12 protein-coding genes are annotated in these 14,437 nt (G+C 59.6%); 9 read left to right on the top strand and 3 right to left on the bottom strand.

The window, feature by feature from the left end; translation table 11 throughout:
- The first annotated feature begins 14 nt into the window (after positions 1–14).
- From BLW50_RS14100 to BLW50_RS14090, 3 genes are read left to right on the top strand one after another with little or no spacing between them, the layout of a single operon-like run.
- Positions 15–986 carry an AraC-like ligand-binding domain-containing protein gene (locus BLW50_RS14100; protein ID WP_090703524.1) on the top strand — a complete coding sequence of 324 codons (972 nt, stop codon included), beginning with the start codon at positions 15–17 and terminating at the stop codon, positions 984–986.
- A 33-nt stretch (positions 987–1,019) separates the two neighbouring features.
- Entirely contained in the window at positions 1,020–2,075 is a 1,056-nt protein-coding gene (gntH, locus tag BLW50_RS14095) for a guanitoxin biosynthesis MBL fold metallo-hydrolase GntH (RefSeq protein WP_139267625.1), read from the top strand.
- Positions 2,076–2,100: 25 nt separating this feature from the next.
- Positions 2,101–3,462 carry an MFS transporter gene (locus BLW50_RS14090; protein WP_090703518.1) on the top strand — a complete coding sequence of 454 codons (1,362 nt, stop codon included), beginning with the start codon at positions 2,101–2,103 and terminating at the stop codon, positions 3,460–3,462.
- A 65-nt stretch (positions 3,463–3,527) separates the two neighbouring features.
- Here BLW50_RS14090 and BLW50_RS14085 read toward each other — a convergent pair whose 3' ends face one another.
- Complete coding sequence (locus BLW50_RS14085; protein WP_090703516.1) at positions 3,528–4,628, bottom strand: NAD(P)-dependent alcohol dehydrogenase; 1,101 nt, start codon at positions 4,626–4,628, stop codon at positions 3,528–3,530.
- 129 nt (positions 4,629–4,757) lie between these two features.
- On the opposite strand from BLW50_RS14085, the gene BLW50_RS14080 reads away from it, so the two are divergent.
- Complete coding sequence (locus BLW50_RS14080) at positions 4,758–5,753, top strand: Bug family tripartite tricarboxylate transporter substrate binding protein (RefSeq protein WP_090703514.1); 996 nt, start codon at positions 4,758–4,760, stop codon at positions 5,751–5,753.
- Positions 5,754–6,261: 508 nt separating this feature from the next.
- Here BLW50_RS14080 and BLW50_RS14075 read toward each other — a convergent pair.
- Positions 6,262–7,239 carry an ABC transporter substrate-binding protein gene (locus tag BLW50_RS14075; protein ID WP_170850151.1) on the bottom strand — a complete coding sequence of 326 codons (978 nt, stop codon included), beginning with the start codon at positions 7,237–7,239 and terminating at the stop codon, positions 6,262–6,264.
- A 92-nt stretch (positions 7,240–7,331) separates the two neighbouring features.
- Positions 7,332–7,805: a PaaI family thioesterase gene (locus BLW50_RS14070; protein ID WP_244544237.1), complete on the bottom strand. Its 474-nt coding sequence runs from the start codon at positions 7,803–7,805 to the stop codon at positions 7,332–7,334.
- A gap of 331 nt (positions 7,806–8,136) precedes the next feature.
- On the opposite strand from BLW50_RS14070, the gene groES reads away from it, so the two are divergent.
- The 5 genes from groES (at position 8,137) to bfr (ending at position 14,386) form a co-directional block, all read left to right on the top strand.
- A complete protein-coding gene (gene groES / locus BLW50_RS14065; RefSeq protein WP_090703509.1) occupies positions 8,137–8,424 on the top strand; it encodes a co-chaperone GroES in 288 nt (95 codons plus the stop codon).
- A gap of 56 nt (positions 8,425–8,480) precedes the next feature.
- Positions 8,481–10,121: a chaperonin GroEL gene (gene groL, locus BLW50_RS14060; protein ID WP_090703506.1), complete on the top strand. Its 1,641-nt coding sequence runs from the start codon at positions 8,481–8,483 to the stop codon at positions 10,119–10,121.
- Between the two features lie 401 nt (positions 10,122–10,522).
- Entirely contained in the window at positions 10,523–10,897 is a 375-nt protein-coding gene (locus BLW50_RS14050) for an integration host factor subunit alpha (protein WP_090703500.1), read from the top strand.
- A 78-nt stretch (positions 10,898–10,975) separates the two neighbouring features.
- The gene (locus BLW50_RS14045) at positions 10,976–13,081 is read left to right on the top strand and encodes an ABC transporter ATP-binding protein/permease (protein WP_090703497.1); all 2,106 of its coding nucleotides are present in this window, start codon (positions 10,976–10,978) and stop codon (positions 13,079–13,081) included.
- A gap of 825 nt (positions 13,082–13,906) precedes the next feature.
- Complete coding sequence (gene bfr / locus BLW50_RS14035; protein ID WP_090703490.1) at positions 13,907–14,386, top strand: bacterioferritin; 480 nt, start codon at positions 13,907–13,909, stop codon at positions 14,384–14,386.
- Positions 14,387–14,437: the final 51 nt, after the last annotated feature.

Below are 14,437 nucleotides of genomic sequence, written 5' to 3'. Positions count from 1 at the left end.
TAGGGGAGGCAACTATGATGGAGCGCTTCACCACCCAGACCGTGAAACCACGCGAGCGCGGCCGTCACTGGCAGGAGCTCATCTGCGGCTACTATCCGAGCGTTCAAATCGACATCGAGGATGCCGGGAGCTTTTCGGGGAAAATCTCCACCAAGAGACTCGGTGCGATGCGCGTAACCCGTGTTGATTCCAGAGAACAATACGTGCGCCGCACGCGCCAGGAAATCCTCTATGCCCGCGAAGATGTGCTGCAACTCAATTTTCAGGTCTCGGGCGAAGGCTTTGTAACGCAAGATGGGCGCGAATGTGTCACGACACCAGGCACCTTCGCGGTCTATGACAGCACGCGCCCCTATGAGTTGAGATTCAAGGACGCGTTTGAGCAGATCTGCTTTAACTTGCCGCGCACCTATCTTCGGCAGCGCTACGGAACATTCGATACGGTCACGGCAAGAACAATCTCAGGTTCTTCTGGTCCTGGCCGCTTCCTCTTTGCTTTCATGCAGCAAGTCGTCGTCGAGGACGAAGCCGAGCAAAGCTCTTTTCACGATCGATTGCAGGAACATTTCAGTGATTTGCTCGTAACGGCGGTCAGCCAATTCGCCTCGCAAGGGGGCAACGCCGGCCCGACAAACCGTATCGCGACACTGACGCGCGTTAAAAATATTGCGCTTAGCCAGTTGCGCAATCCCGAAATTGCGCCTGAGAGCATCGCGCGCGCGGCCGGCGTCTCAATTCGTTCGTTGCATGCCTTGTTTGATCAGGACGAAACGACATTCTGTCGTTGGTTGCAGCAGACGCGATTGATGCGTTGCAAGTCCGATATCGAGAATCCCAACTTAAGAGCGCGCACGATCAGCGATATTGCCTTTTCGTGGGGGTTTTCAGATGCCGCGCATTTCAGCCGCTCCTTTCGGCAGGCTTTCGGCCTGACCCCGCGTGAATGCCGTAGCGGCGGAACGCGTCCAATCGCCCGCCAAATATAAATTTAGAGCCATACGAGCCTGAGGAGAAATTGAGTGTCCATTCGTAGAGATCACTACTTTCCCAACACAGAGGCTCTTGCGCCCGACGAGATGCGTGTCGTGGCGCTGGGAACGGGGCGACCGTTCCTACGACGCGCGCAGGCCAATGCCTCCTGGCTTATCGAACTGGGTAACGGCGATAAGTTCATCTTCGATTTTGGCAGTGGATCGCAGAAAAATTTCACGGCTCTCGAAATCCCCTATGCCGATATCACCGCGTGCTTTGCCACCCATCTGCACGTCGATCACGTCGGAGACTTTCCCAACGTCTGGGTTGGAGGTTGGGCGGGTGGGCGCATAACGCCGCTTGTCATCTATGGCCCATCGGGCCTGAAGACGGAACACGGAACGAAACATTTTGTCGAGATGCAGAAGTCCGCTTATGCATGGGACACCGCGACACGCACGGGGCTTCTGCCGGCATCGGGCGCCGAAGTCGAGGTGCACGAGTTCGACTATAGCAAGGTCCAGACGATCTACGAACGAAACGGGGTGCGGATTATCAGCTTCCCCGCGGTGCATATTTACGATGGGCCGGTCAGTCTTCGCCTCGAATGGAACGGACTTACGTTCGTCTTTTCCGGAGATACCACCCCCAGTCATTTCTTCATCGAGAACGCGCAGCAGGCTGATCTCGTCGTTCACGAGGCTTTCAACTCCGTCAGTCAACTCATGGAGCGTTCTGGTTACGACAAGAAGACGGCTGTCGGCATCGGCACCATGGCCCATTCCTCACCCCTTGAAGCCGGCTATGTCTTGCAACAGGTCAAGCCGCGTCTTGGCGTGCTCTACCACTTTTTCAACGACTTCGATCTGTTGCCTGAGATCGAACGCGACGTGAGGCAACATTATGAAGGCCGTCTCGTTCTGGCCCAGGACATGATGGTGTTCAATATCACGCGCGACGACATAGCCGTGCGCATGGCCGTCACGGCCGAACATGTTTGGCCGAACAAGGAACGGCATGACGGCTTCCGAGCGGCTGAGCGGGTCGAGCGGGTGAAGATGTCGAGTTGGCTTGCGGAGCGCCAGATATTTCCAAAATTCTAGCCGGTCATCGTAAGGGAACACAGACATGTCGAGCGCTATTGATGCTGTCGAGGAAGTCGCGGTTAGAAAAGCATTCCGGCGCTTGATTGGTTTCCTGGCTCTTATGATGTTTTGCGCGGTCATGGATCGCGTAAATGTCGGCTTTGCCGCGCTCAGCATGAACAAGGATCTCGGCTTGAGTTCCTTCTCGTTTGGCCTTGGAGCGAGCCTGTTTTCCCTGGGATATATGTTGTTTGAAATTCCGAGCAATCTTATGCTGGCGCGGGTCGGTGCGAGACTTTGGTTTATGCGCATCATGGTGACGTGGGCCCTTCTGTCGATGGCGACCAGCCTCGCCACCGGGCCGATGAGTTTCTATGTTTTGCGGTTCCTGCTCGGCGTGGCGGAAGCGGGCCTGTTTCCGGGAATCCTGTTTTTTCTCGGATGCTGGTTTCCGGGCAGGGTCCGGGCCCGCACCAATGCGGTGTTTCTGATCGCCATGCCCCTGGGGCAGTCGTTGACCGCCCTCCTATCTGGGCCGATCCTTGAGATGAACGGCCTCTGGGGCCTGCATGGCTGGCAATGGCTGTTCATTCTTGAAGGGCTTCCGACGCTGTTCATTGGCATCGCGGCCTGGTTCTATCTGAGCGATCGGCCGCGAGAGGCGCGCTGGCTATCTCCCGCTGAACAGGAAGCGCTGGAAAATATGGTTCAGCGCGAGAAGGTGACACTCGGCAAGCTCGATACGTCAAACCATCTCGCGGTTTTTGGCGATCGGCATGTTGTCGCGCTCGGTGTCCTCTATGCGCTGATTTCGATCGTGTTGACCGGAGTGCCGCTCTGGTTGCCACAGATCGTGCGGACGCTCGATCTGTCCTATGCCGTTGTTGGTGTCCTCGTCGCCATTCCGCCGTTGCTGGGCACGCTCGCGATGGTTTTCTGGGGGCGTAGTTCCGATCGCAAAGGAGAACGCATCTGGCACATCGCCTGTGCCATGCTCACCTGCGCGGTCGGTTGGCTGTTGGCTGTTGGCTACCTCTATTTCGGGTGGGGTGGCCCATGGCTGCTCATTCTCGGCTTGGTCGTCGCCAATGCCGGGGTTTTGGGGGCAATCGCCGTGTTCTGGACTTTGCCGGCCTTGATCCTATCGGGCACGGCGGCGGCGAGCGGTATCGCCTTCGTCAGTGCAGTGGGCAATATCGGCTCGATCATCGGCCCGATCGTGTTCGGCCATCTTCGCGATATCTCGCAAGGCTTTGCCGGACCGTCGGCCTTCATGATGGCGATCGCGGCTATGGCCGGCATCTTCCTGCCGGCTCTTGTGGGTGTTCTGCCAAAACTGTCTCAGGCGCGGTCGAAAGCCGACCGCGATCTGCAATCTTGCGCGCCTGTCGCCACCAAGCGGTGACGGTTTGAAGCGATCGTAAAAAGGGCCCGGCTAAGCCGAGCCCTTCCATCTTCGCATTCTTACGATCAGGCGGCGATCCGCAGCACGGGCTTCACCGTCTTGCCGTCCTCGCTGTCGTGGAAGGCCTTGGCGATCTCGTCGAAATTGTAGAATTGCACCAATCGGTCGAAGGGGAAGCGCCCCTGCATGAAGAAATCGACCAGCATCGGGATGAACACGTCCGGATTGCTGTTGCCCTCGATAATGCCACGGATCTTGCGGCCGAGCAGCAGATGGCGGACCGAAACAGACAGTTCCGAACCGTCCCACGGGCTGGTGACGAAGCCGGCCATGCCGCGCGGCGCCAGCGAGTCTATCGCCTGCCGCATCACCGGCAATACGCCAGTGGTGTCGAGCGCGAAGTCGACGCCGCCGGGAATCTGTTTCAAGATTTCGGCCGAGGTCGGTTCGCTGCCGGCAACGATCGTCAGGTCGGCGCCGAGGTCGCGGGCGAGGTCGAGGCGGTGGGCATGGCGGTCGACGGCGACGATCCGGCTGGCGCCGGCGATGCGAGCCGCCATCACCGCTGACAGGCCGAGCGCGCCGACGCCGAACACGGCGAGTGTTTGGCCGGGCTGCAGTTTGAAGTCGTTGAGGATGGCGCCGGCTCCGGTCTGGATGCCACAGCCCAGCGGCCCCAGCAGTTCGAGCGGCGCGTCCTTACGCACCTTCACAACGTTGCGCTCATGGCCAACCGCATAGGTGGCGAAGGAGGACTGGCTGAAGAAATCGCCATGTACCGGGTTGCCGCTGGCATCGGTGTAGCGCAGCCCATCAACAGGCGTGCATTCGAAATTCAACCGGCCCTGATTGTAGCAATAGGCTGGCTCGGCATCTGCGCAGCTCGGGCAGTGGCCGCAGAAGCCGAAGGTCAGCACGACATGATCGCCCTTCGCAACCTTGGTGACGCCGGCGCCAACGGCTTCGACAACACCGGCGCCCTCGTGGCCAAGCACCACGGGCTTCGGCACCGGGCTGACCTTCCCCGCCGATTTGAGATCGGTATGGCAGACGCCGCTGGCGACGATTTTGACGAGCACTTCGCCGGCGCGCGGGCCAGCGAGCGTCAGATCTTCAAAAGAGGGGTTGAGTGTGCCGTCACGAAAAACCGCAGCCCTGACCTTCATATGGGTTTCCTCTACCTGAATCGCAGGGACCATGTCATTGCGCCGGGCCGTAGGTCAATGCGGCGCGATTGCGTGATTGCGGGCTTATGGCCGCCATGCGACAAATTATGAAAACAAGGGGAGGGCGCCATGGGGAGAATGGCAGGTGTAGAGGCGCGTCTTGCGGCGTGTCTTGCTGCGATGATGGTGCTCGTCCCATGCATGGCGTTGGGACAACCAAAAGAAATCTGGCCCACCAAGCCGATCCGCATCGTCGTCCCTTACTCAGCCGGCGGAACGACCGATTATCTCGGCCGCGTCGTCGCCGAATATATTGGCAGGCGCACCGGGCAGACGGCCACGGTCGACAATCGCACCGGCGCGGGTGGCAATGTTGGCGCCGATCAGGTGGCGAAGGCCGAGCCCGATGGCTACACCCTGGCGATGATCACCAACGGTGTCTTGACCGTCAATCAGTTCCTCTATCGCAGCATGCCGTTCGACCCGGCCAAGGACCTGGTGCCGGTGGCGATCATCGCCGAGGCGCCGCAAGTGGTGGTGGTCAGCAAGGATGTGCCGGCCAAGACCTTGCAGGAGTTCCTCGCTCTTGCGAAAGCGAAGCCCGGCACGATCAACTACGGATCGGCAGGTGTCGCTTCCACCAATCATCTTTCGGCTTTGCAGCTTGAGCGCATCGCCGGCATCAAGATGGTGCACGTGCCCTATCGTGGAGCCGCGCCCGCCGTCGCCGATCTCGCCACCAATCAGGTGCAGATGATTTCCGTCGGCGTCGCCCCGGTGATCGGTTTGGTCGAGGCGGGACAGCTGCGCTTGCTGGCGGCGACAACGCAAAAGCGCATGCCGCTTTTGCCCGATCTGCCGACTGCGACCGAATCCGGCGCGCCCGGCTATGAATCGACCACCTGGTTCGGGCTGATCGCGCCAGCTGGCACGCCGGCGCCAGTAATCGAGCGGATCAACGGCCTGATGCGCGAAATGATTACAGAGCCGGACGTGAAGAAGCGGTTTGACGAGAACTACCTCATCGCCTGGCATCCGACCCCGGCCGAAGCCCGCAAAATCGTTGCCGATGAAGCCGCCCTTTGGGGGCGTATCATCAAGGATGCCGGCATCAAGCTCGACTGAGCGTGCTTAAGTTCAAGAAGCCGCACGGCCACAGCGCATAGTTGCAGTCTTCAACTATAAGTTTTTTGATGTAGAACATGCAACCGAGTGAACAGGCCGGCGTTAAGCGATTTGCGGATGCAAGCTCTGTCAAAAATCTGAGGCCGATTGACGGGGTGGCGACACTAACGCGATTGGAGACGCCATGAAGTATCTAGCGCTCTACGCTCTTGCAGCACTCTCTATCACGATGACGCTATCTTACGCCTCGGCCAGAACGGCGCGAGGAGACGCCATTCGGCAATGCATCTCGCAAGCGCATAAAATCGTGCCTCAACCGACGGGCCCTGACGATCCCGACACGAAAGCACGCGCGGACGTCTATTCGGCCTGCATGCGCAAAATGGGGCTTCGTCCGTAGACTTTGATCCATTGAGGCCAGCCTCTGAATGAGTCCTGCTGAGTCTTGGACCTATCCAGGGGCTGGTGCTTTTTCGTGATGAAGCTGTCGCTATCGCCTTGGGGGAGCTTACGGCTTCACCGGCACGAAGCGATCCGTATAGAGCTGGTCGCGTGGCGGTTCCTTTTCGAGGATGCCGAGTTCGACAAGCGATGAGCTGATCTTATCTATGGCCTTGGGGTTCCAGGCGCCGTCATCGGAGAGCATTGCAAACTGCGCGTCCATCGCCTTGGCAATCGCTGATTCCGAATATTTCATCGCCGCCGCTGATTCCTTGATGGCGAAAGCCTTGTTGGCTTTCATATAGGCGACGGTGGCGAACCAGCCTTTGAGAAAGCGCGTGACGAGATCCGGATTTTTGTCGATCAGCGCGGTGCGCGCGAACAGCACGTGCGTGTGAAAGTCCTTCACCAGTTCGCCGAGTTCGACCACGCCACGGGCTTCGTTCAGTTCCTCGTAAGTGGCCGTTGTCTCGACGGTGGTGACGGTGCCGTCGAGATCGCCTGACTTCATGGCGACAAGCTGGGTGCGCGGCGCACCCATCGGTAGATCGATAATGCCGTTTGGACCCCAGCCTTTCTGGCGCGACAGTTCACGCACCAGCCATTGCGTCATCGAGCCGGCGGTGGTGACGCCGATGCGCCGGCCTTTCAGGTCGTCGACGGTGCGGATCGGTGAGTTCGGCACCACCGTAATCATGAAACTGTAGGGCGGTCCGGCGACAGCGGCGACGCCAATCGCCGGCACGCCTTTCGAGTGGTAGCCCATGCCAGGCCCCGAGCCGAAGCCGAACTGGAGGTCGCCCGAGGTCAGCGCCTGCTGCATCACCGCATCGCCGGCCAGCGCCACCCGCTCGACCTCGATGCCGTATTTTTGCCAGATGCCGGCTTTCGTGCCGCTGTCGATGAAGGTCCACAGCAGCGCCAGGCCGGAGGTCCCGGCCCGCACCTTGTCGGCGGCGGCCGCTGGTGCGCTCAGAGCTGTGATCAGGCTTATTGCAATGGCAAAGCGGCCGGCAGCGGCAACCCGCGTCAGGCAATTGAACATATTTCCTCCCCGTCCAGAGTTTTTGAGTGCCTCCGGCGGGCGCATGATCCCGCGTCACCGCGCCTGTTGCAATGGCCGGGAGAGGCGGAAGCTCATTTCCCCGAAAAGATCAGGCAGGTCTCGGTGCCATGGGCCAGCAGGCGGCCCTTGCTGTCGACCAGCCGGCCTTCCGACGTCGCAATCGTGCGCCCGACATTGATGATCTTGCCCTCGCAGCGCACCAGGCCGGTGTCCTTGGTGATCGGTCGGACGCAATTGAGTTTGAACTCAAGCGTCGTATAGGCCTGTCCGGCGGCAAGTGTCGAATGGACGGCGCAGGCCATGGCGCTGTCGAGCAGGGTCGCGGTCCAGCCGCCATGCACCGTGCCGAGCGGATTATAGAACTCGAACTGCGGTTCGCCCTCGAAGACGACCAGGCCGTGTTCGACCTCCGCCAGCCGGAAATTAAGCGTATGGGCGATCGGCGGTCCCGGTATTTTACCGGCGATCATATCTTTCAGCAGGTCGAGGCCCGGGCGCGCGGTGAGCTGATCCGGCGGCAGAACGGCGAGGGCAGGGGTGGACACAGGGGAGAACTCCCAAAATGGTTAAGAGGTGAACCATCGCTGGTCTTCGAACCGCCGTCCAGTCGTCATAGAAAGGCAATCGTTTTAGCCCATCTTTCGGTTCGTCTTCGCTCTCGGACGTGCAAACCTTTGCGCGTGGATCTGATGGTCTCCGTCCCGGCCTGATTCTTTGCCCGAGCGTTCTTGACTCCCTCCCCAGCCTCTCCTATCTCCTCGGCAGCGTTATTAGCACTCGTTAATGGCGAGTGCTAATAACGTCCCCCATGTCACGCAACCGGGGGCGGAGGCCGGTCGCACCGGCCCTGACCCGCAAGCTACAGGAAATGCTCACATGAAGTTTCGTCCTCTGCACGACCGGGTCGTCGTCAAGCGCCTCGATGGCGAAGAGAAGACCAAGGGCGGCATCATCATTCCGGACACCGCCAAGGAAAAGCCCCAGGAAGGCGAAATCGTCGCCGTTGGTTCGGGCGCTCGTGACGAAGCCGGCAAGCTGGTTCCGCTCGATGTCAAGAAGGGCGATCGGATCCTGTTCGGCAAGTGGTCCGGCACGGAAGTGAAGATCGACGGTCAGGACCTCCTGATCATGAAGGAATCCGACATCATGGGCGTTATCGCCTAATTGCCGGCCCCTTAATTCACGTTATTTCAGCCAATTAAGTCCAGGAGACTGAAGTTATGGCAGCTAAAGAAGTACGTTTTTCGGCCGACGCACGCGAGAGAATGCTCCGTGGCGTCGACATCCTCGCCAATGCGGTGAAGGTGACCCTCGGCCCCAAGGGTCGTAACGTCGTCATCGACAAGTCCTTCGGCGCCCCGCGCATCACCAAGGACGGCGTCACGGTCGCCAAGGAAATCGAACTCGAAGACAAGTTCGAGAACATGGGCGCCCAGATGGTGCGTGAGGTCGCTTCCAAGACCAACGACACCGCCGGTGACGGCACCACGACCGCCACGGTTCTCGCCCAGGCGATCGTCAAGGAAGGCGCCAAGTACGTGGCCGCCGGCATGAACCCGATGGATCTGAAGCGCGGCATCGATCTCGCCGTCGCCGAAGCCGTCAAGGACATCCAGGCTCGCGCCAAGAAGATCAAGTCCTCGGACGAAGTCGCCCAGGTCGGCACCATCTCGTCCAACGGCGACTCCTCCATCGGCGCCATGATCGCCAAGGCGATGCAGAAGGTCGGCAACGAAGGCGTCATCACGGTTGAAGAAGCCAAGACCGCCGAGACCGAACTCGACGTCGTCGAAGGCATGCAGTTCGACCGTGGCTATCTCTCGCCGTACTTCATTACCAACGCCGAGAAGATGATCGCCGAACTCGACGACCCCTACATTCTCATCCACGAGAAGAAGCTGTCGTCGCTGCAGCCGATGCTGCCGGTGCTCGAAGCCGTCGTTCAGACCGGCAAGCCGCTGATCATCGTTGCTGAAGACGTCGAAGGCGAAGCCCTCGCCACGCTCGTCGTCAACAAGCTGCGCGGTGGCCTCAAGGTTGCGGCTGTCAAGGCTCCGGGCTTCGGCGATCGCCGCAAGGCCATGCTGGAAGACATCGCCATCCTGACCGGTGGCCAGATGATCGCCGAAGACCTCGGCATCAAGCTGGAAAACGTCACGATCGCCATGCTCGGCCGCGCCAAGAAGGTGCGTATCGACAAGGAAAACACCACGATCGTCGACGGTTCCGGCAAGAAGAAGGACATCGAAGGTCGCGTTTCCCAGATCAAGGCTCAGATCGAAGAGACCACCTCCGACTACGACCGTGAGAAGCTCCAGGAGCGTCTCGCCAAGCTCGCTGGCGGCGTCGCGGTGATCCGCGTCGGCGGCGCGACGGAAGTCGAAGTCAAGGAAAAGAAGGATCGCGTTGACGACGCTCTGAACGCCACCCGCGCTGCGGTGGAAGAAGGCATCGTTCCGGGCGGCGGCGTTGCGCTGCTGCGCGCCAAGGGCGCGGTTGCCAAGCTGAAGAGCGACAATTCGGACGTCCAGGCCGGCATCAACATCGTGTTGAAGGCCCTGGAAGCGCCGATCCGTCAGATCGTCGAGAACTCGGGCGTCGAAGGCTCGATCGTTGTCGGCAAGATCGGCGAGAACAAGTCGCAGACCTTCGGCTTCAACGCTCAGACTGAAGAGTACGTCGACATGATCGCAGCCGGTATCGTTGATCCGGCGAAGGTCGTCCGCACGGCTCTGCAGGACGCAGCCTCGGTCTCCGGCCTCCTCGTCACGACGGAAGCCATGATCGCCGACAAGCCGAAGAAGGATTCGGCTATGCCCCCGATGCCGGGCGGCGGCGGCATGGGCGGCATGGACTTCTAAGTCCATTCTGTCGGTTCCAATATCGCAGGCCGCGCTCCGTGCGCGGCCTGTTTTTTGTCGCGAGGCCGGTCGCCGCGAAATTTATCGCGAGGCGACGGAACCAAGCGGAACCGCCCACGTTGGAAATTATTGTGCTTGGGAAGGCCTGTTTGGAGGCTTTTGCTCAAATGCAATGTTTCGTGCAAGCGTCGTGGATTGCCGGGCTCCTGAATGCAGATTGTATTTTTTCCCTTTGACTCTGCATGTTTAAAAGCGTTCAGTTCGAGGGGAATGAAGACGAACCGCCGGGGGCGGTGACCGAGTAGCGGCGGTCACTGAGGCAGGATGCGCGTTGCAAATGGCATGTGCGTTGTTCTTGCGTACTCGCGGGTGTTCATCACTTCAAAGGCGGCGATACGACAATGACGAACAAGACACTTACCCGTGCCGATCTTCTGCACGCGGTTTATGTGACGGGCCCGGGACTCTCGCGGGTAGAGGCTAAGCAAATCGTCGAAGTGGCTATTGAGGAAATTTGCGGCGCCCTGGAAGGGGGGGAGACAGTCAAGCTGCGCTCCTTCGGCACTTTCCATGTGCGGGCGAAGCGGCCGCGCGTTGGCCGCAATCCGAAGACTGGCCAGGAATATCCGATCACGGCTCGCCGGGTCCTCACCTTCAAGCCATCGCCGCGCCTCATTGCGGCCGTGAATGGTGAAGAATTCACCGGCCGGGACGAAGACGATGCGGACCCTGTCCCGCACACGCCAACTTCATCTGCGCGTCCAGCGGACCTGTGATAGCCTGCAACCGTTGAATCATTCGATTCTCGCTTGCGAGCCGGCGCTCGCCGGCTCTCTTCGCGCGAGAGTTTCTGCATGAAGGTTCTGGGTGGTGCGGTCGCACTCGCGGCGGTCATATGTCTAGCAGCCGGTGTCGGCTCAGGTGCCTCTCAAATCTCAGGAATAGCCGTTGATCCGGGGCTGATCGGGGTCGGCGCGGTTGGCTTGGCGCTGGCCTACGTCACTCTGCGCGGCGCCACGATCTCTACTTTTCTGCAAATATTCCTGCGGCTTTTTGCTTTCGAATATGTCCTCCTGGCGCTCGCCTTCGCGTCGTCGAGCCGCGGCTTCTGGCCAGCCTTTTTGGCGGATGCCACGCCACCGTCGACCCTGTGCATCACCATCGCGGTCTTCGGCCTCATCATCTACGGCCTGTCCTATATCCCGGTGATTGGCCAGATCACCCGCTTGGCCGACCCCTATTTCGAAGCGGCCGATCCGATCGCGGCGCCCATGCCCTGGTTGCGTCACCGCGGCTGGCGCGAGCGTCACCTGGGCACGGCCCTGATCATGCTGCTGGTCGTCATCAACCAGCTGCAGGTCGGCATTTCGGTGCGCCTGAGCTTCTTCAATCGCGATTGGTTCAACGCCATTCAGAACAAGGATCAGGCCGCTTTCTGGTCGCTGCTCCTCACTGTTTTCACGTTCTGGGCCGTCATTGCGATCATCAGCAATCTGATCGAATATTTCTTCCAGCAATCATTGCTGATTTACTGGCGGCAGTGGCTCGCCAAGCAATATTCGACCTCCTGGCTCGGCAAGGGCGGTATCTACCGCATGGGGCTGATCGGCGATGGCGCCGACAACCCCGACCAACGTATCGCTGAGGACATCAGGAGTTATCTCACCGATACCTATTCCTATTCGATCACGCTGATTCAGCAGATCTCGACGCTCGTCTCCTTTTCCTTGATCTTGTGGTCGATGCCGGCGGAGTTCGTTCTTCCCGGAACCAATATTGTCGTACCAGGGCTGCCGTTCTGGGTGGCGCTTGCCTATTCGGCTTTTGGCACGTGGATTACGCATCGGATCGGTCGTCCTCTGGTGCGGCTGGAATTCGCGCAAGAAAGATACGAAGCGAACTTCCGCTTCTCGCTGGCGCGCTTGCGCGAATATGCCGAACAGGTGGCGCTGCTGCGCGGCGAGCGTTCGGAACTCTCGATCCTCTCCGGCCGCTTCACTGACTTGGTCGCCAACTATTTCCGCATCGTCAGCCGGGCCATGAAGCTGAACACGTTCACGTCTTTCTACGGCCAGATCAGCCCGATCCTGCCTTACGTGATCATCGCGCCCTATTACTTCGCCGATAAGGTGACGCTGGGGCAGATGAGCCAGGTGGCGGGTGCCTTCGGCCGGGTCGCGGACGCGCTCAGCTACTTTGTTGATCGCTATCGTTTGATCGCGCGTTACAAGGCGAACGTCGATCGTCTCACCACCTTCAGCGAGGCGCTGCACAAGGCGCGCACGCTCGGCACCACGCCGCCGCATATCGATGTTGTGCCTGCCTCCGGCAAAGATCTGGCGATTGAAGGTCTTTCTCTCAAACTGCCCGATGGTCGCGAGATCGTGCGTGCCAAGGCCCTGTCCTTGAAGGCCGGCAGCGCTGTGCTTGTCACCGGCCCATCAGGCTCGGGCAAGTCCACCCTGTTCCGCGCTATTGCCGGTATCTGGCCTTATGGGCAGGGCCGCATCGACATTCCCTCCACCGCGAAGGTGATGCTGCTGCCGCAGCGTCCCTACGTCCCGAGCGGCTCTCTGAAGACGGCGGCGACTTATCCCGCGACCGCCGAAACCTATTCCGACGAAGCCGTGCGCGAAGCCCTGAAGCTGGCCCAGCTTGGCCCCTTCGCGGATCGCATCGACGACGATGAGAACTGGGGCCAGCGCCTGTCGGGTGGCGAACAGCAGCGGCTCGCCATCGCCCGCGCTTTGCTCGACAAGCCCGATTGGCTCTTCCTCGATGAGGCAACGTCGGCGCTGGACGAGAAGCTCGAGGCGGAGATTTACGCCATGTTGCGCCAGCAATTGCCGAACACCTCGATCGTCTCTATCGGCCATCGTTCCACGCTGATCGGCATGCACGACAGCCGCATCGAGATGCAGCCGGCGTCCGACGGCGTGTTCGTGCCGTCGCCGGCCTGACGCGGGCGTCTAAGGGCTTGGCTGGCGGCTGAAAGGTGCGGCCGCCTGCCTGCTAGGCCTCTGTCTAAGCCATGACGCTATGGGGAATTGGAGAATTCGGCCCCGTTATGATCAGGCGATTCTCGGATTTTTCATGCCCCGCATTGGCGCGCTGTCTCAAAGAGCGCCACGGTTGCTGTCCGATTTCGGCCGCCAGGGCCGCCGCCATATAGAACGGATGCAGGTGCTGGGAGTCGGGAATCCGTGGTTTGGCTGTCGAGACAGGCCAAAATAGCGATTTTCCGTTGGATTCGGTGCCTGAGAATGCTTCGCAAATACTCCCAATTTTGAATCGTTATAAAAAGTGATCCTCTGTAATAATCGTTCACAATTGAGTTGTGAGCGCGTCACGCCTGTCGCTGTGCATAGGACCCTATTTGTGGCCGTCGGAGCGAAAAATTGACATTGACGTGACAAATCCCCATCTGTTACGCCTGAAGGCAGAGAGATATAACCTGCTGTTAATAAAGCGAATTTATAACAATTCTAAACTGGGCGGCCAAAAAGATGATCGTCTGTTCGTGCAACGTATTCTCAGACAAAGACGTCCGCGGTGTGCTCTGCGACCGGGCGAAGGGCATTCGTTGCGCGAAACAAGTTTATGATTGTCTTGGCTGTTCTCCACAGTGTGGACGCTGTGCCATCACCATTCAATCGTTGATCGTTGAACAGGAAGGCCGTATCCCTGCGCTCAACGGTAAGCCGGTTGAGGTGGAGGCCGAGTTGCTCGCGCTCTGATCCACCGGCGGACCGATTCTTCCAAGAATCCGTCCATGGGGATCGAGCATGCAGGGCGACCGCAAAGTCATCGAATATTTGAACAAGGGGCTGCGCAGCGAGCTGACTGCCATCAACCAGTATTGGCTGCATTACCGCATGCTCAAGAACTGGGGCTTCAACGATCTCGCCAAGAAATGGCGCGAGGAATCGATTGAAGAAATGGGTCATGCGGACAAGTTCACCGACCGCATCCTGTTCCTCGAAGGCTTCCCCAACATGCAGACGCTCGATCCGCTAAAGATCGGGCAGACGGTTGAGGAAATCATTTCCTCCGACCTGGCCTCGGAAATGAGCGCCCGGGCCCTGTATCTGGAAGCCGCCGCTTATTGCGCCTCAATCAACGATCGCGTCAGCAAGTTGCTGTTCGAGGAACTGGCGTCGAACGAGGAAGAGCATATCGACTTCCTCGAAACCCAGCAGGAGCTGATCCGCCAGGTCGGCATCCAGCTGTACAGCCAGAAGCACATCGGCAGCCTCGACTCGTAAGATTTCGACAGCGCCAATTTACAAGGCGGGACCGCGATGCGGTTCCGCCTT

The sequence above is a fragment of the Beijerinckia sp. 28-YEA-48 genome (assembly GCF_900104955.1).
In the GTDB taxonomy this organism is placed as follows: Bacteria; Pseudomonadota; Alphaproteobacteria; order Rhizobiales; family Beijerinckiaceae; genus Terripilifer.
The sequence above is the reverse complement of the archived record's forward strand: the minus strand, read 5'-3'. Positions and strand labels throughout refer to the sequence as shown.